At 61.4% G+C, this 17572-nt stretch carries 11 protein-coding genes and 3 pseudogenes; 9 read left to right on the forward strand and 5 right to left on the reverse strand.

The genetic code is table 11. From position 1 onward, the window contains the following. Window positions 1-83 precede the first annotated feature (83 nt). Window positions 84-569, reverse strand: coding sequence for a YajQ family cyclic di-GMP-binding protein (locus tag QF045_RS24675; protein ID WP_003193880.1), 486 nt, complete (start codon window positions 567-569; stop codon window positions 84-86). Between the two features lie 123 nt (window positions 570-692). Between QF045_RS24675 and QF045_RS24680 the strand changes: the two genes are divergently transcribed. The 3 genes and pseudogenes from QF045_RS24680 to QF045_RS24690 all read left to right on the forward strand — a co-directional run bounded on the left by QF045_RS24680 (window position 693) and on the right by QF045_RS24690 (window position 4274). Beyond that, window positions 693-1610 (forward strand): putative 2-dehydropantoate 2-reductase, encoded by a 918-nt coding sequence (locus tag QF045_RS24680; RefSeq protein ID WP_306494956.1) that lies wholly within the window; start codon window positions 693-695, stop codon window positions 1608-1610. Window positions 1611-1655: 45 nt separating this feature from the next. After that, window positions 1656-3693 (forward strand): annotated as a pseudogene (locus QF045_RS24685) (ATP-binding protein). Window positions 3694-3695: 2 nt separating this feature from the next. Continuing rightward, entirely contained in the window at window positions 3696-4274 is a 579-nt protein-coding gene (locus QF045_RS24690) for a cob(I)yrinic acid a,c-diamide adenosyltransferase (RefSeq protein ID WP_306494421.1), read from the forward strand. A 635-nt stretch (window positions 4275-4909) separates the two neighbouring features. On the opposite strand, the gene QF045_RS24695 is transcribed toward QF045_RS24690, so the two are convergent. From QF045_RS24695 to secA, 3 genes and pseudogenes are all read right to left on the reverse strand, one after another. After that, a complete protein-coding gene (locus QF045_RS24695) occupies window positions 4910-5854 on the reverse strand; it encodes a Nudix family hydrolase (protein WP_306494422.1) in 945 nt (314 codons plus the stop codon). A 19-nt stretch (window positions 5855-5873) separates the two neighbouring features. Beyond that, window positions 5874-7092, reverse strand: a pseudogene (argJ, locus tag QF045_RS24700) (bifunctional glutamate N-acetyltransferase/amino-acid acetyltransferase ArgJ). Window positions 7093-7213: 121 nt separating this feature from the next. Beyond that, the gene (gene secA, locus QF045_RS24705) at window positions 7214-9949 is read right to left on the reverse strand and encodes a preprotein translocase subunit SecA (RefSeq protein ID WP_306494423.1); all 2736 of its coding nucleotides are present in this window, start codon (window positions 9947-9949) and stop codon (window positions 7214-7216) included. A gap of 305 nt (window positions 9950-10254) precedes the next feature. Here secA and QF045_RS24710 point away from each other — a divergent pair, with 305 nt between their 5' ends. After that, window positions 10255-10710, forward strand: a complete 456-nt coding sequence (locus QF045_RS24710; RefSeq protein WP_306494424.1) for a DUF721 domain-containing protein — start codon at window positions 10255-10257, stop codon at window positions 10708-10710. Between the two features lie 3 nt (window positions 10711-10713). Here QF045_RS24710 and QF045_RS24715 read toward each other — a convergent pair whose 3' ends face one another. Beyond that, complete coding sequence (locus QF045_RS24715; protein WP_306494425.1) at window positions 10714-12192, reverse strand: helicase HerA-like domain-containing protein; 1479 nt, start codon at window positions 12190-12192, stop codon at window positions 10714-10716. A 204-nt stretch (window positions 12193-12396) separates the two neighbouring features. Between QF045_RS24715 and QF045_RS27840 the strand changes: the two are divergent. From QF045_RS27840 to QF045_RS24735, 5 genes and pseudogenes are all read left to right on the forward strand, one after another. Continuing rightward, window positions 12397-13428, forward strand: a pseudogene (locus QF045_RS27840) (cache domain-containing protein); the annotation flags it as partial. Window positions 13429-13521: 93 nt separating this feature from the next. Continuing rightward, window positions 13522-14286: a methyl-accepting chemotaxis protein gene (locus tag QF045_RS27845; RefSeq protein WP_373424496.1), complete on the forward strand. Its 765-nt coding sequence runs from the start codon at window positions 13522-13524 to the stop codon at window positions 14284-14286. Between the two features lie 255 nt (window positions 14287-14541). Continuing rightward, window positions 14542-15654, forward strand: a complete 1113-nt coding sequence (locus QF045_RS24725) for a glycosyltransferase family 1 protein (protein WP_306494957.1) — start codon at window positions 14542-14544, stop codon at window positions 15652-15654. Further along, a complete protein-coding gene (locus QF045_RS24730) occupies window positions 15647-16399 on the forward strand; it encodes a polysaccharide deacetylase family protein (RefSeq protein ID WP_306494427.1) in 753 nt (250 codons plus the stop codon). Before QF045_RS24725 ends, QF045_RS24730 begins: the two co-directional genes overlap by 8 nt. Then, the gene (locus QF045_RS24735) at window positions 16387-17496 is read left to right on the forward strand and encodes a lysylphosphatidylglycerol synthase transmembrane domain-containing protein (protein ID WP_306494428.1); all 1110 of its coding nucleotides are present in this window, start codon (window positions 16387-16389) and stop codon (window positions 17494-17496) included. Before QF045_RS24730 ends, QF045_RS24735 begins: the two co-directional genes overlap by 13 nt. Window positions 17497-17572: the final 76 nt, after the last annotated feature.

Below are 17572 nucleotides of genomic sequence, written 5' to 3' on the forward strand. Positions count from 1 at the left end.
AATGAGCCCCGTAGGGCTCAATGGTAGGCATTGTTGCTGCGGCGTGGGACGGCAAAAACCGCCACAGGTTCCGCAAGGTGCCATCAGTCGCGGAAGTTATTGAACTGCAGCGGCATGTCGAACGTCTTGGCGCGCAGGGCCGCGATGGCCTCTTGCAAGTCATCACGCTTTTTGCCGGTGACACGTACCTGCTCACCCTGGATGGCCGCCTGGACTTTCAGCTTGGCGTCCTTGATGTGCGCGACGATTTTCTTCGCCAGTTCCTTGTCGATGCCTTCCTTGAGCACGGCTTCCTGCTTCATCAGCTTGCCGGAAGCGTAGGCGTCCTTGACTTCAAGGCACTGCACGTCGATCTTGCGCTTGACCAGAGCCAGCTTGAGAATTTCGATCATCGCTTCCAGCTGGAAATCGGCTTCAGCGGTCAGGTTGACGGTCAGTTCCTTTTCCTTGAATTCGAAGCTGCCCTTGCCTTTCAAGTCATAGCGACGGTCCAGTTCCTTGACGGCGTTCTCGACGGCGTTGGTGACTTCGTGTTTGTCCAGTTCGGATACCACGTCGAACGAAGGCATGTCATTTCTCCAATATAAGGGGCGGGCTCAGTAGAGATGGAGCGCGCCCGAGCTAAAATGCCGGGGCATTATAGCGGTTCTTTCGCCGCGTTCACCGCCGGCAACCCCAAGGAGCACACACTGATGTCGACCACCTGGCATATTCTCGGCGCCGGAAGCCTGGGCACCCTCTGGGCCACGCGACTGGCGCGCGCGGGCGTGCCGGTGCGGCTGATCCTGCGCGATCAGGCGCGACTGGCCAGCTACGCGGCGGGCCAGGGCCTTACCCTGGTTGAGCACGGCATTGCACACGCCTACCCAGTCGCTGGCGAAACGCCCGACAGCCCGGAGCCGATCCATCGCCTGCTGGTCGCGTGCAAGGCCTACGATGCCCAGAACGCTGTCGCACAGGTGCAACACCGCCTGGTGCCGGATGCGGAAGTGATCCTGCTGCAAAACGGCCTCGGCAGCCAGGATGCGGTGGCCGCCCAGTTGCCGCACGCGCGTTGCATCTTCGCGTCCAGCACCGAAGGCGCGTTTCGCGATGGCGAATGGCGGGTGGTATTTGCCGGCCATGGCTATACCTGGCTCGGCGATGCGGCTCGGCCGACTGCGCCGCTGTGGCTGGATGACCTGCAGGCCGCCGCCATTCCCCATGAATGGAGCATCGACATCCTCACACGCCTGTGGCGCAAGCTGGCGCTCAATTGTGCGATCAACCCTCTGACCGTGCTCTACCAGTGCCGCAACGGAGGGCTGCAGGCCCATCAATGTGAAGTCGCAACCCTGTGCGCCGAGTTGACCGAACTGCTGGAATATTGCGGCCAGCCCGCGGCTGCGCAAGATCTGCACAGCGAGGTGCAACGGGTGATCCAGGCCACCGCGGCGAACTATTCCTCCATGTACCAAGACGTCGCCAACGCGCGTCGTACCGAAATCAGCTACCTGCTGGGCTACGCCTGCCAGGCGGCCGCCCGCCACCAACGGGTACTGCCGCATCTGCAGCAGGTGCAAGCGCGACTGGTCGAGCAGTTGGTTGCACGCGGATTGCCCAGCGACTGAGGCACGCGCTACCCTGCCGTATGTCTATTGCCTGTGAACAACCTGATGCCATTGCGCCAGCGTCTTGAAAACTTACCGGTAGGGCAGAAATTGCTGGCTGCCCTGCTGGTACTGCTGACCACCGTGTTGCTGGTGGCCAACCTGACCTTTATCAGCGCCGCCTACTGGATCTCCCAGGAAAGCATGGCGCCCCAGGCCTTGCAGGCCATCGGTCGACTGGTGTCCAACCCTGCGCTGGCCGCCGACGCCCTTCAATCCCCAGCCAAGGCCAACGCGCTGCTCAATGAACTGACCAGCTATGCGCCGTTGCGCGCCGCCGCCCTGTACGACGGCGAAGGCAATCGCCTGGCGCAGATGCAACACGGCGACCGCCTGCACCTGCCCGACAATTACCGGCATATCGAGGCCTGGCGCCTCACCGAGTTTCGCAGTAACCAGGTCATCAGTCTGCCCCGCGCCGGCCAACCTTCAGGGCATTTGCTGCTGGTGGCCAGCAGCGAGCTACCGGTGGGCGTTCTACACCGGCACCCTGACCGCAAGCCTGGGCATCCTGATTTTCAGCGTGTTGCTGTGGCTGGTGATTGCCCGGCAGATCAAACGCCTGATCACGCGGCCAATCCACGAACTCGAAGAACTGTCCCGCCAGGTAACCCGCGAAGAGAACTACGCCCTGCGCGCCGGCCCCGGTAACCACGATGAAATCGGCAGCCTGGCGGAAGCGTTCAACACCATGTTGTCACGCATTGAAGCCCGCGAGCAGCAGCTCAAACGCGCACGGGATGACTCCCAGGCCGCCTACGATCAGGCTCAGGGCCTGGCCGAAGAAACCCGCCACACCAACCGCAAGTTGGAACTGGAAGTTCAGGTGCGCAGCAAGATTGAGAAAAAGCTCACCGGCTTTCAGAACTACCTGAACAGTATTATCGACTCGATGCCTTCAGCGCTGATCGCCCTGGATGAACAGCTCTACGTCACCCAGTGGAATCAGGAAGCCACCGCGCTTTCCGGCACGCGCCTGGACGAAGCCCTCAACCAACCGATCTTCCTCGCGTTTCAACCGCTCAAGCCGTACCTGCCGCAGATCAAGGCCACGGTGGAGCAGCACACCGTGGAGCGCATCGAGCGCGTCACCTGGGTCAAGGACGACGAGCCAAAGCATTACGCCCTGACGTTCTACCCGTTGATGGGCGGTGCCGGGCGCGGCGTGGTGATCCGCATCGACGACATCACCCAGCGCCTGTCCCTGGAAGAAATGATGGTGCAATCGGAAAAGATGCTGTCGGTCGGCGGCCTGGCTGCCGGCATGGCCCACGAAATCAACAACCCGCTGGGCGCGATCCTGCACAACGTGCAGAACATCCGACGCCGCCTGTCACCCGACCTGCCCAAAAACCTGGAACACGCCGAACAGGCCGGCATCGAGCTGGACCTGGTCAATCGCTACCTGCAAAGCCGCGAAGTCCCGCAGTTGCTGGACGGAATTCAACAGGCCGGTGCGCGCGCAGCCAAGATCGTCACGCACATGCTCAGCTTCAGCCGGCGCAGCAACCGGCAAATGGCACCGTGCGACTTGCCGGGCCTGATCGACCAGGCCGTGGAGATCGCCGGAAACGATTTCGACCTGGCCATCGGTTTTGACTTCAAGGGCCAGGCGATCATCCGTCAGTTCGATCCGCAACTGGGGCCAGTCCCCGGCACAGCCAACGAACTGGAGCAGGTGCTCCTCAACCTGCTGAAAAATGCCGCCCAAGCGATTCACCTGCGCGAAGACGACAGCGAACCTGGGCGCATCATCCTGCGCACCCGCCTCAACCCGCCGTGGGCCGAAATCCAGGTGGAAGACAACGGCATCGGCATGAGCGAAAACGTGCGTAAGCGCACCTTCGAGCCGTTTTTCACCACCAAGGAAATAGGCCAGGGCACCGGGCTTGGGCTGTCGGTGTCGTATTTCATCATCACCAATAACCACAAGGGCCAGATGGAAGTGCATTCCACCCTGGGCCAAGGCACGTGTTTCACCTTGCGCCTGCCGCTGGCCGGCAGCCAACTGTCCCCCACAGAACTCACCCAACTGGAGCAATGACCATGGGCTTTCGCCTGTCGAAGATCTACACCCGCACCGGTGACCAGGGCGAAACCGGCCTCGGCGACGGCCGCCGCGTGCCCAAGGATCACCCACGGGTGGAGGCCATTGGCGAAGTGGACACGCTGAACAGTCAGCTTGGATTGCTGCTGGCAAACCTTGAAGAACAAAGCGGCAAACATCCTGAATTGAACGATGTCATCGAGGTGCTCACGCCCTGCCAGCATCGGTTATTCGATCTGGGCGGCGAGCTGGCCATGCCGGTGTATAAGGCGCTGAATGCAGCGGAAGTGGATCGACTGGAAGCAGCGATTGATCGCTGGAATGAAGAGGTGGGGCCACTGGAGAATTTCATCCTGCCCGGCGGCTCGGCGCTGATCGCCCAGGCACATGTGTGCCGCAGCCTGGCGCGCAGTGCCGAACGCCGCTGCCAGCACTTGAATGCAGTGGAGCCTTTGGAAGGGGTGGGGTTGGCGTATATCAATCGGTTGTCGGATTTGCTGTTTGTCGCGGCCAGGGTGATTGCCCGGCGCCAGGGCGTTGCCGAAGTTTTATGGCAGGCTGCGGCGAAGCCTCACTGAAGATTATTGCGTGGCTGGCAGGGCCCCATCGGGGGCAAGCCCCCTCCCACACTAGACTGCATTCACAAATCAAAATGTGGGAGGGGGCTTGCCCCCGATGAGCATAGGTATCTACACAACTTCGCTCGGCCCTAAGCCTGTGACGGCTCAGCAGCCGAAGCCTCTCTAACTGACGCCCAGCGTTCCAATGTGGGAGGGGCGGTGCGACGGTTCGACTTGCCCCCGATGGCGGCCTGAAAGCCGACAATGATGTTGGATCAGAGCGAGTACATATCCGTTGCTGCGGTAACGGCGGCTTAGGGTTCCGCCCTTACGGCGGGTCACTTTTGGAAAAGAGCCCCAAAAGTAACCAAAAGGGCTCCTGCCCCACCACTCGGCACCTCGCTCACGCTCGGTGTGCCCGTAATCCGACAGTGATTTGGAGGGCCGCCTCCACGCGCCATCCATGGCGCGGGGCGGCTAAACCGGCATCCCTGCCGGTTTACCCTCCAAATCACTATCGAATTCCGGCCAGCGTGGTTTAACGGGGCGCCTAAGATCAAGATCAAGAGCGGCTCGCTTCGCATCGTGGTTACCGTAGGCTGCTACAAAGTTGTGTAGATACCTATGCCCCGATGAGGCCCGCCAGAGCAACCTCAAACCTGCGGCCAGAACGCCCTGATCCCCGCCACACCCTGAGCCCCTGCCTCCCAGGCTTTTTCCCGCTGCGCAGGCCCAACCCCACCCAACACAAACACCGGCTTGCTGAACCCACGGATCAGCTCGGCCGCCTGTTCCCAACCCAACGGCTGGGCATCGGGGTGGGTCTGAGTCGGCTCAACCGGCGACAGCGTGACAAAGTCCACATCCATCAACTCTGCCAGCGCCAGTTCTTCAGCGTTGTGGCACGAGGCCGCCAACCAACGGTCCTTCGGCAGTGGTCGCCCCTTGCTCGCGTATTTACGCAATTGGGCCGAGGTCATGTGCCAGCCGGCCGAAGGAAAATCCCCCAGCCATTCGAACGGCCCCTTGAGCATCAGCTGCGCCTTGCCGGCACACAGCCCCACGGCGTCCACGGCGAGGTCGCGGTATTTGGGGTCGTAACCGTTGGGCGCACGCAGTTGAACCAGCTTGATGCCACCGGCAATGGCTGCTTGAAGGCCTCGCAACAAGGGCGCGGTTTCCAGTTCACCCGGGGTGATCAGGTATTCGGCAGGCAGGCGCGCTGCCGCAACAATGGGCGCGTTAGCCGCCGGAAACTCATAGTTGATCAAGTCTCGCGGAGCCACCCATTCCAGGGGCTGCCCTTCAACCCCATGGGGCTCGCCGGTAAACGCCGAGACGTCCCAGACATCCAGCAATACTTGCTTGTCCGGGTAGTCATGCTGCACCTGGATCAACGGCCGCGCCAAGGTGACCTGGATGCCCAGCTCTTCCTGCAATTCGCGGGACAGAGCCGTGGCGACCGATTCGCCCGCCTCCACCTTGCCACCGGGAAACTCCCAGAGGCCGCCTTGATGCTGAGTATCGGCGCGGCGTGCCAGCAGGATCCTGCCATCGACACCGCGGATCACCGCTGCTGCTACATGCACTCGTTTCACCGCCGATTTCCTCCGGGTTTCAGGTGCGATATTCCGCGTTGATCTTCACGTATTCGTGGGACAGGTCCGTGGTCCAGATGGTTTCGCTGCATTCGCCGCGGCCCAGCTCGATACGGATGGTGATTTCTTCCTGCTGCATCACCGCCGAGCCCTGGGCTTCGGTGTAGGTTTCGGCACGGGCGCCACGGCTGGCAATGCACACGTCACCAAGGAACACGTCGATCTTGCTTACGTCCAGGTCAGGCACGCCGGCACGACCAACGGCCGCGAGGATACGGCCCCAGTTCGGGTCGGAAGCAAACAGGGCGGTCTTGATCAGCGGCGAGTGCGCCACGGTGTAACCCACGTCCAGGCACTCCTGGTGGTTGCCGCCGCCGTTGACTTCAACGGTGACGAACTTGGTAGCGCCCTCGCCGTCCCGCACGATGGCCTGGGCCACGTCCATGCACACTTCGAATACCGCCTGCTTCAACGCCGCGAACAGCGGGCCTTCGGTAGAGGTGATTTCCGGCAGATTGGCCTGGCCGGTGGCGATCAGCATGCAGCAGTCGTTGGTAGACGTGTCACCGTCAATGGTGATGCGGTTGAACGACTTGTTGGCGCCATCCAGCATCAGGCGTTGCAGCACATCGCGGGAGACTTTGGCGTCGGTGGCGATATAGCCGAGCATGGTGGCCATGTTCGGACGGATCATGCCCGCGCCCTTGCTGATGCCGGTCACGGTGACGGTCACGCCCTCGTGTACGAACTGACGGCTCGCGCCCTTGGGGCAAGGTGTCGGTGGTCATGATGCCGGTGGCCGCAGCCGCCCAGTTATCCACAGACAGATCATCGAGCGCGGCTTGCAGGGCGCCTTCGATTTTTTCCACCGGCAGCGGCTCACCGATCACACCGGTGGAGTACGGCAGCACCTGGCTGGCGTCAACGCCGGTCAACTGCGCCAGCTTGGCGCAGGTGCGCGCCGCCGCGACAAGGCCGGGCTCGCCGGTACCGGCGTTGGCATTGCCGGTGTTGGTCAGCAGGTAACGAATCGCGCCGGCCACACGTTGCTTGGCCAGGATCACCGGCGCAGCGCAGAAGGCGTTGAGGGTGAACACACCGGCAACGGTCGAACCTTCGGCACAGCGCATCACCACCACATCCTTGCGGCCCGCACGCTTGATGCCGGCCGAAGCGATACCGAGTTCAAAACCGGCGACCGGGTGCAGTGTGGGCAAAGGACCAAGACCAACAGCCATGTGTGCGCTCCTTGAAATAGATGATGTCTGTGCCGTCGCTACCGACGGGGAATTAATGGCAAAACGCCGCGACGGCTGATGCCGGTCGCGGCGCAGGGTGTTGCAGCGTCAGGCGAAAATCTTATTCGATCTGGCCGTGGCAGTGTTTGAATTTCTTACCCGAACCGCAATAGCACAGTTCGTTGCGGCCCAGCTTCTGATCATTGCGCACCGGGGTTTGAGCCAGGGCCACATCGACCTCTTCACCCAACACTTCAGGCGTCTCCAGGCCAGGCGCTTCGTCATGCTGGAACTGCATGCGCGCAGCCAGTGCCTCGGCTTCCTGACGCAGGCGCGCTTCTTCCTCGATCGGGTCTTCGCGACGCACCTGAACGTGGGACAGCACGCGGATCGAATCGCGCTTGATCGAATCCAGCAGTTCGGAGAACAACGTGAACGACTCGCGCTTGTACTCCTGCTTCGGGTTCTTCTGGGCGTAGCCACGCAGGTGGATGCCGTGACGCAGGTGGTCCATGGTCGACAGGTGGTCTTTCCACAGGTCGTCCAGCACGCGCAGAACGATTTGCTTCTCGAAGGTGCGCAGTGCTTCGGCACTCGCCTGCTCTTCTTTCTCGTTGTACGCGGCCAGCAGTTCGGCCATCAGTTTTTCGCGCAGGGTTTCTTCGTACAGGTGGTCGTCTTCGTCGAGCCATTGCTGAACCGGCAAATCGACCCCGAAGTCGCTCTTCAGTGCAGCTTCCAGACCGGCAACATCCCACTGCTCAGGCAGCGACTGCGGTGGAATATGCGCGCTGACGGTGGCGTTGAGCACGTCCTGACGGAAATCAGCGATGGTCTCACCAATGTTGTCGGCGGCCAGCAACGTGTTACGCATGTGATAGATCACTTTACGTTGTTCGTTGTTGACGTCATCGAACTCGAGCAGTTGCTTGCGGATGTCGAAGTTACGCCCTTCAACCTTGCGCTGGGCCTTTTCGATGGCGTTGGTCACCATGCGGTGCTCGATGGCTTCACCGGACTGCATGCCCAGGGCCTTCATGAAGTTCTTCACCCGGTCCGAGGCGAAGATACGCATCAGGCTGTCTTCCAGCGACAGGTAGAAACGGCTGGAACCGGCGTCACCCTGGCGACCGGCACGACCACGCAACTGGTTGTCGATACGGCGCGATTCGTGACGCTCGGACGCGATCACCTGCAAACCACCGGATTCCAGCACGGCCTGGTGACGCTTCTGCCAGTCAGCCTTGATCTGGGCGATCTGCTCGGGGGTCGGGTTGTCGAGCGATGCCACTTCCACTTCCCAGTTACCGCCCAACAGGATGTCGGTACCACGACCGGCCATGTTGGTGGCGATGGTCAGCGCGCCGGGGCGACCGGCCTGGGCGATGATCTCGGCTTCTTTTTCGTGGAACTTGGCGTTGAGGACCTTGTGCTCGATGCCTTCCTTGTTGAGCAGGTTGGACACGTGCTCGGAGGTCTCGATGGTCGCGGTACCCACAAGGATCGGACGACCCTTGGCCATGCCGTCCTTGATATCGTTGACGATCGCCGCGTATTTCTCTTCGGCGGTCAGGAATACCAGGTCGTTGAAGTCTTTACGCGCCAGTGGCTTGTTCGGCGGGATGACCACCACCGACAGACCGTAGATCTGATGGAATTCGAACGCTTCGGTGTCGGCCGTACCGGTCATGCCGGACAGCTTGTTGTACAGACGGAAGTAGTTCTGGAAAGTGGTGGAGGCCAACGTCTGGCTTTCGGCCTGGATGTTGAGCACTTCCTTGGCTTCGATGGCCTGGTGCAGGCCTTCGGACAAGCGACGACCGGGCATGGTACGGCCGGTGTGTTCGTCGACCAGTACCACCTGACCGTCCTGGACGATGTATTCGACGTTGCGATGGAACAGTTTGTGAGCACGCAGACCGGCATACACGTGGGTCAGCAGGCCCAGGTTATGCGCCGAGTACAGGCTTTCGCCTTCAGCCAGCAGGCCGATCTGGGTCAGCATGTCTTCGACGAACTGGTGGCCAGCCTCGTTGAGTTCGACCTGACGGGTCTTCTCGTCGATGGTGAAATGACCCTCCTTGGTCACCACGCCTTCGACTTCCTCGATGTGCTGCTCCAGGCGCGGGATCAACTTGTTGATCTCGGTGTACAGGCGCGAGCTGTCTTCGGCCTGGCCGGAGATGATCAGCGGGGTACGGGCTTCGTCGATCAGGATGGAGTCGACTTCGTCGATCACGGCAAAGTTGAGTTCGCGCTGGAATTTTTCTTCCATGCTGAACGCCATGTTGTCGCGCAGGTAGTCGAAACCGAATTCGTTGTTGGTGCCGTAGGTGATGTCGGCCGCATAGGCAGCGCGCTTCTCTTCCGGCGGCTGGAACGGCGTCACCACGCCGACGGTCAGGCCGAGGAATTCATACAGCGGGCGCATCCAGTTGGCGTCCCGGCGAGCCAGGTAGTCGTTCACCGTCACAACGTGCACGCCCTTGCCGGACAGTGCGTTGAGGTAAACACCCAGGGTTGCCACCAGGGTCTTGCCTTCACCGGTACGCATTTCGGCAATCATGCCTTCATGCAAGGTCATGCCGCCGATCAACTGGACGTCGAAGTGGCGCATGCCCATGACGCGCTTACCGGCTTCACGGGCGACCGCAAAGGCTTCGGGAAGCAGCTTGTCGAGGGTTTCACCTTTGGCTATGCGGGCCTTGAACTCTTGGGTCTTGGCGCGCAATTGCTCGTCCGACAGGGCAACCATCTGCTCTTCGAAGGCATTGACCAGCTGCACCGTCTTGAGCATGCGTTTGACTTCGCGCTCATTCTTGCTTCCAAAAAGTTTCTTTAACAAAGGCGCAAACATATCGGCAGGTTCTTCCACACATAGGGATGGAGGGCGCACCGTGAGTGGCCCGAGCAGCCCTCACGGCCGCATGCGAACGCGCATTCTACCCGGAATCGTGGGTGAGGAAAGTGGCGTTGTTCCCGGAGGCGGGCACGGCGCTGTGAGAGGGCTTGTTTAAAATAAGGGCTTTTGCTGGAACTTCAACCCATCAAATGCAGAAGTTACTTGTTGGTTTCACGAGAAAAGCCCTGCCTTTGCATGGCCTCGGGGCCAAGAGGCGCTTTCTGTTAAGATAGCCGCTCTGTTACTTAAGGTGTCTAAACATGGCATTTCGCCCTCTTACAGCCCGCGCTCCCGGCGTGTTGCTTCGCGAAGCCAAGCCGCTCAAAGCCATCTTCGGCCACGCGCAACGCCTGGGGCGTTTGCAACGCCTGCTCGAAAGCCAGCTGCAACCGGCTGCCCGCGAGCACTGTCATGTGGCGTCATGGCGTGAAGGCAACCTGCTATTAATCGTCACTGACGGACACTGGGCAACCCGTTTGCGCTACCAGCAAAAACGCTTGCAGCGCCAATTGATGGAGTTTGACGAGTTTGCCGGCCTGACGCGCATCCAGTTCAAGGTGCAGCCGCCCACCGTACTGCGCAGCACGGCGGGGAATACGATGGACTTGTCGCAAACTGCGGCCGAAACCCTCCAGGCGACAGCCGAAGGGATCAACGACCCGGGCTTGCGCGCGGCCCTGGAACGGCTGGCCGCCCATGCCAGGCCCAAACCCTGAGCCCTACTTGCGTTTGCTGCCACCGAGCAACGAGCCTAACAAGCCACGCACCAGCTGCCGCCCCATCTGATTGGCGGCCTGCTGCATGGCGGATTTCAGCGCCTTGCCTGCTGCGGTTCCCAGGAACGCGCCGGCCTTGTCGGTGAAGCTGGGTTCTTCGGTCGCCGGCTTGGCCTCCTCGGTCGGCCCCAATTCCTTGCGCGCCATCAGCACTTCATAGGCTGATTCGCGGTCAATTGGCTTGTCATACCGGCCCTGCAGCGGCGAACTGGCGACCAACGCCGCACGTTCGGCCTCGGTGAGCGGCCCGATCCGCGACTGTGGCGGTGCGACCAATACGCGCTGGACTACTTCCGGCGTGCCCTTTTCCTGCAAGGTGCCCACCAACGCCTCACCGGTGCCCAACTCGGTCAGCACCGCCAGGGCATCAAATGCCGGGTTGGGCCGGAATCCGTCCGCCACCGCCCGCAGGGATTTCTGCTCCTTGGTGGTGAATGCCCGCAGGCCATGCTGAATCCGCAGCCCCAGTTGCGCCAGTACCGTGTCGGGCAAATCGCCCGGCGACTGGGTGACGAAATACACACCCACGCCTTTGGAGCGAATCAACCGCACTACCTGCTCCAAACGGTCCTGCAGCGCCTTGGGCGTATCGGCGAACAACAAGTGCGCCTCGTCGAAAAACAGCGCCAACAGCGGTTTTTCCGCATCACCGCGCTCCGGTAACTGCTCGAACAGTTCCGCCAGCAGCCACAGCAGAAACGTCGCGTAGACCTTCGGCGCATCGTGCACCAAGCGGCTGGCGTCCAGCAGATGGATACGCCCGCGCCCGTCGCTGGCGGGCTGCAAAATATCTTCGAGTTGCAGGGCCGGCTCGCCAAACAACGCTTCGGCGCCCTGCTGCTCCAGCACCGCGAGGCGCCGCAACAACGCCTGACTGGAACCGGTGGTCATCAACGCTGCGTCGTCGCCCAACAGTTCAGGGTGATAGCGCAGGTGGTTGAGCAAGGCCTTGAGATCTTTAAGGTCCAGCAGCAACAACCCTTCACGGTCGGCCACCTTGAATGTCGCGTACAGCGCCGACTGCTGGCTGTCGGTGAGTTCCAAGAGGCTGCCGAGCAACAACGGCCCCATTTCGCTGATGGTGGTGCGCAACGGATGACCGGACTGCCCGTGGATATCCCACAGGGTGACTGGATAAGCCTTGGGCGCGTAATTAAGGAAGGGCATACCGGCGATACGTTCGGCGACTTTGCCCTGGGGGTTGGCCGCAGCGCCCAGGCCGCAAAGGTCGCCCTTGATGTCGGCGGCAAAGACCGCCACGCCCGCATCACTGAAGGCTTCGGCCAGGCGCTGCAAGGTGACGGTCTTGCCGGTGCCCGTAGCGCCGGCGATCAACCCGTGACGGTTGGCCAGACGGATGGGCTGGGCGATGGGCAGGCCATCTGGGCCGGCACCGATAAGCAGTTGTGTGGAGTCAGGCATTTCGTCACCTATGGTTAATCTTTAGTGCAGCGGGGTCGATACAGACTATGTGAAACCTACAAAGTCTAAAAATAGGACAGATATTTCCTACAGGTGCCCCTGGTGCAAGCACCAGAAGTACCACACCTTTTTTGACGCTGCCATTTTTGCGCATCCGACCAGGACGCGCCTCGAATATCAAGACCTTAGCGGACCCTACAAGCCATGAATAAAAACCTGCGCTTCAGCCATAAAATTTTGCTTGCAGCCTCCCTTATCGTCATCGCCGCCTTCGCGTTATTTACGCTTTATAACGATTACCTTCAGCGCAATGCGATTCGTGAAGACCTCAACAGCTACCTGCATGAAATGGGCGACGTCACCGCCGGCAGTATTCAGACCTGGCTCAACGGGCGCATCGCTCTGGTGGAAAACGCCGCACAGAATATCGCCCTCAATCCCGATCCATCGGTGGTTGCCAGCCTGCTGGAACAGAAAGCACTGACCTCGTCGTTCATGGCGACCTACGTCGGCGACAGCCAGGGCACCTTCACCATCCGTCCCGACACCAAGATGCCCGACGGTTTCGACCCGCGTGTTCGCCCCTGGTACAAGGGCGCCCAGACCAGCAACGGCTCGACCTTGACCGAGCCCTATATCGACGCGGCCACGGGCCAACTGATTATTTCCATCGCCACACCGAGTGCCAAGGCCGGCCAGAGCATCGGCGTGGTCGGCGGCGACTTGAGCCTGCAGACCCTGGTGGACAACATTGGCGCACTGGACCTGGGGGGCATGGGTTACGCGTTCCTGGTCAGCGCCGACGGCAAAGTGCTGGTGCACCCGGACAAAGCCCTGGTGATGAAGACCCTGGCGGACGTCTACCCGAAAGACACACCTAAAATCAGCACCGACTTCAGCGAAGTTCAGGCGAACGGCAAGGCCAATATCGTGACGTTCACCCCTATCAAGGGACTGCCCTCGGTGAACTGGTACCTGGGCATCTCGGTGGATAAAGACAAGTCGTTCGCCATGCTCAGTGAATTCCGTACCTCGGCGGTCATCGCCACGATCATCGCCGTGGTGATCATCATCGCGTTGCTGGGCATGTTGATCCGCGTGTTGCTGCAACCGCTGCACGTGATGACCCGGGCCATGGAGGACATTGCCGACGGCGAAGGCGACCTGACCCGACGCCTGACCATCCAGAACAACGACGAATTCGGCACGCTGGGTACGGCGTTCAACCGTTTCGTCGAGCGCATTCATACCTCGATCCGCGAAGTGTCGTCGGCCACCGAACAAGTCAATGAAGTCGCACTGCGGGTGGTCAGCGCCTCCAACTCATCGATGGTCAATTCGGACGAACAGGCCAACCGCACCAACAGCGTCGCGGCGGCGATCAACCAACTGGGCGCGGCCGCTCAGGAAATTGCCCGTAACGCGGCGCAAGCCTCCAACCAGGCCAGCGATGCGCGGCATCTGGCCGAAGACGGCCAGCAGGTAGTGGAGCGCAATATCAAGGCGATGACCCAGCTGTCGAGCATGATCAGCGCCTCCAGCACCAATATCGAGGAGCTGAACAGCAAGACGGTGAATATCGGCCAGATTCTGGAAGTGATCACCAGTATTTCCCAGCAGACCAACTTGCTCGCGCTCAACGCTGCCATCGAAGCCGCGCGTGCCGGCGAAGCCGGCCGCGGGTTCGCGGTGGTGGCCGATGAAGTGCGCAACCTGGCGCATCGCACCCAGGAATCGGCGCAACAGGTGCAAAAGATGATCGAGGAACTGCAAGTCGGCGCCCGCGACTCGGTGAGCACCATGAGTGAAAGCCAGCGCCACAGCCAGGACAGCGTGGAAATCGCCAACCTGGCCGGCGAACGCTTGAACAGCGTGACTCAACGCATTGGCGAAATCGACGGCATGAACCAGTCCGTGGCCACTGCCACCGAGGAACAGACGTCGGTGGTGGAGTCGATCAACATGGACATCACCGAAATCAACACCCTCAACCAGGAAGGCGTGGAAAACCTGCAATCGACGCTGCGCGCCTGCTCGGACCTGGAGCGCCAGGCTGCACGCTTGAAGCAAATGGTGGGTAGCTTCAGGATCTGATAGATACCCAGCCCCATGTGAGATACCAGTCCGTTAAGGCTTTTTGTGTAGGAGCGAGCTTGCTCGCGAAGAACTCAGGGCCCCGGCGTCTATCCAGAATGGACGCGTTGCCTGGACGTTTTTCGCGAGCAAGCTCGCTCCTACAGAGGACCACTTTCTGGTATTCGGGCGTGCCCGCGTCCCAATCCCGATCGAACATCTATCCTTACCTCAGGTCCACGTTAAGGAGAGCAATGGATCGGAGGGATGTTCATCGTGCATATCGCTGACATAACCATGTTCTACGCCCCGGCCAGCGGTGGCGTACGCACTTATCTGGACGCCAAGCACCGGCGCCTGGCGCTCAAGCCTGGCATTCGCCACAGCCTGCTGGTGCCTGGGGCCCACTTGAGCGAGCGAGACGGTATCTTCGAGGTGCCGGCGCCGCCGCTGCCCTTCGGCAAAGGCTACCGCTTCCCCCTGCGCCTGGCGCCTTGGCGAAACGTCCTGCACGATTTACAGCCTGATCTGATCGAAGTCGGCGATCCGTACCTGACCGCCTGGGCCGCCCTGGACGCCCGGCGCCAGCTCGACGTACCGGTCATCGGCTTTTATCACTCCGACCTTCCGCTGCTGGTGCGCAACCGCATGGGCGCCTGGTTTACCCCCAACGTCGAAGCTTATGTCAGCAAACTCTATGGGAATTTTGACCGGGTACTGGCCCCCAGCCAGGTGATGGCCGACAAACTCAGCGGGCTTGGGGTGAAAAACGTCTTCGTACAGCCATTGGGCGTTGACCTGCAAACCTTCACCCCCGCCGTGCGCGACCCCGGCCTGCGCGCCGAACTGGGGATCGATGAAGACACCCGGCTGCTGATTTTCGCCGGCCGTGGTTCCAAAGAAAAAAACCTGCCGGTGCTGCTCAATTGCATGAAACGCCTGGGCGAAGGTTACCACCTGCTGCTGGTGGGCTCCGGTATGCCGGCCAGCGTGCCGGACAACGTCACCGTGGTCGACGGCTTCCGCCCGGCCCAGCATGTTGCTCGCTTAATGGCCAGTGCCGATGCGCTGCTGCATGGTGGCGACCAGGAAACCTTTGGCCTGGTCATTCTGGAAGCCATGGCCTGTGGCATCCCGGTGGTCGCCGTTGCGGCAGGCGCTTTCACCGAGATTGTCGACGAGCGCTGCGGTCTGCTTTGCGCGCCCAACAACCCAAAAGCCATGGCCGATGCGGTCCGCGAACTGTTCGGCGCCGACAGTCGCCGCCTTGGGGAACAGGCTCGGCGCCATGTGGAACAGCATTACGCGTGGGATGCGGTGGTGGACAGCCTGCTGGGGCACTACCACGCCGTGCTGGGTACTCACAAACCGATGCTCGCCCATGGCTGAACGTTCGGTAATGCTGGTGCTGCATGATGTGGCGCCGAGCACTTGGGCCGATTACCGACCTTTTGTCGAGGCCGTCGATGCGCTGGGCGATGTCCCTATCACCTGGCTGGTGGTCCCGGACTTTCATCACCATAACGCCCTCGCCGCCCACGGTGACTTCCGCCGCCTGCTGGATAGCCGCGTAGCCCGCGGCGATGAACTCGCCTTGCACGGTTATTACCACTGCGACGAACAACCTCGGCCACGTACGCCAAAAGAGTGGTTCATGCGGCGCATCTATACCCATGAAGGCGAGTTTTACCAGCTGTCCGAGGCCGAGGCGTTACTGCGCCTGACTGACGGCATTGAAGTATTCCAGCGTAATGACTGGCCGCTGCACGGGTTCGTGGCACCCGCCTGGTTGATGAGCCAGGGCACCCGACTGGCGCTGCGCCAGTTACCGCTGAGCTATACCAGCGATCCGCAGCATCTGTATCGCCTGCCTGACTTCACGCCCGTCCATGCGCCGGGCCTGGTGTGGAGCGCTCGCAGTGCGTGGCGCCGGGGCCTGTCCAAAGTGCTCAGTGATCGGCGCGAGCAGCGCTGGCAGACAGCCCCGGTGATCCGTCTGGGGTTGCACCCCGTGGACATGCGCCATGCGTTCTCGCGCAATTACTGGCTGCACACCCTGCAACGACTGCTCGACGACGGCCGCACGCCACACACCAAGGTCGCTTGGCTGTCGACGCTGCCATGCGCCGGCTGATCTGGCTCCTGCTGGCGCTGTTGGTCGCCGTGGTGATTCCGGTGTGGCTGGGTGGCGGCGAAACCATGGCACGGCTGCGGCAGTTTCCGCTGCCCCAGTTACTGGGGATGTTTGCCATGATCATCGGCTGCTGGTTGATCAACAGCCTGCGCATTCGCTTGTTGCTGGGCGAACAGCGAGGCAAGTTGGGATGGCGCAAAAGCCTGGGCGTGGTGATATCGACCGAGTTCGCCATGTGCGCGACGCCGGGCGGTAGCGGTGGGCCGCTGACGCTGATGGGCCTGCTGGCGCGCAATGGCATACGGCCTGCCCACGGCAGCGCGGTGTTTGCCATGGACCAATTGAGTGACTTGCTGTTTTTCCTCTGCGCACTGCTGGGCATCGTGCTGTACGCGTTGTTCCATAGCCTCAGCCCGCGCCTGGAGTGGCTGCTGGGGGTCAGTGCGGTGTCGATGATCGGTGGCGTCGTCGGTTGCCTGATGGTAGTGCGCTTTCACCGCCGGCTGATTCGCCTGGCCGGGCGGGTGCTCAAGGCCCTGCATGTGCGCGTCGGCACGCGTCGGCGCTGGGCCCGCCAGTTGCTGCGCTTCCTCGCGGCATTCACCCAGACGCTGAAATTGCCCTGGCCCACGCTGCTCGGCGTGTTTGCGCTGACCAGCCTGCATTGGCTGATACGCTACAGCGTGTTGTACCTGGCGCTAAGAGGGCTGGGGGGTGATGTGCAGTGGGCCTGGAGTTTCCTGATCCAGATGCTGTCCTTGACCGCAGGTCAATTCAGCCTGTTGCCCGGCGGGGCCGGGGCGGCGGAGTTAACGTCGGCGGCCTTGCTGGCGCCCATGGTGGGCAAATCCACGGCAGCGGCGGCGATTCTGATCTGGCGCGCAGTGACCTACTACTTCTATCTGCTGGCCGGTGCGCCTGTGTTTCTGTTGATGGTAGGCAAACCGCTGCTCAAGCGTCTTTTCCAGGGGCCGCGGGCGGCTTCTCGGGTTCCTGCAACTGCTCCCACAACTGGGCAGCGCCCGGAAATTCAGTACCGTCATCGGCGCCCAGCGCGTCCGGGTCGTAGCGACTCAGACACCCCTCGCCCACTGTAGCGGGTGGCCTGGATGTCGCCTTGTCGAGTGGATCAGTCATGGTCGGCTCCTGAACATAAAAAAGGGCCCGTAGAGT

The sequence above is a fragment of the Pseudomonas sp. W4I3 genome, assembly GCF_030816195.1.
Taxonomy (GTDB): Bacteria; Pseudomonadota; Gammaproteobacteria; order Pseudomonadales; family Pseudomonadaceae; genus Aquipseudomonas.

Coding starts and splice junctions, on each gene's coding strand:
- QF045_RS27845 (WP_373424496.1), top strand. CDS start 13,522: ATGGTCAATTCGGACGAACAGGCCAACCGCACCAACAGCGTCGCGGCG.
- QF045_RS24735 (WP_306494428.1), top strand. CDS start 16,387: ATGCGCCGGCTGATCTGGCTCCTGCTGGCGCTGTTGGTCGCCGTGGTG.
- QF045_RS24680 (WP_306494956.1), top strand. CDS start 693: ATGTCGACCACCTGGCATATTCTCGGCGCCGGAAGCCTGGGCACCCTC.
- secA (WP_306494423.1), bottom strand. CDS start 9,949: ATGTTTGCGCCTTTGTTAAAGAAACTTTTTGGAAGCAAGAATGAGCGC.
- QF045_RS24730 (WP_306494427.1), top strand. CDS start 15,647: ATGGCTGAACGTTCGGTAATGCTGGTGCTGCATGATGTGGCGCCGAGC.
- QF045_RS24690 (WP_306494421.1), top strand. CDS start 3,696: ATGGGCTTTCGCCTGTCGAAGATCTACACCCGCACCGGTGACCAGGGC.
- QF045_RS24715 (WP_306494425.1), bottom strand. CDS start 12,192: ATGCCTGACTCCACACAACTGCTTATCGGTGCCGGCCCAGATGGCCTG.
- QF045_RS24675 (WP_003193880.1), bottom strand. CDS start 569: ATGCCTTCGTTCGACGTGGTATCCGAACTGGACAAACACGAAGTCACC.
- QF045_RS24710 (WP_306494424.1), top strand. CDS start 10,255: ATGGCATTTCGCCCTCTTACAGCCCGCGCTCCCGGCGTGTTGCTTCGC.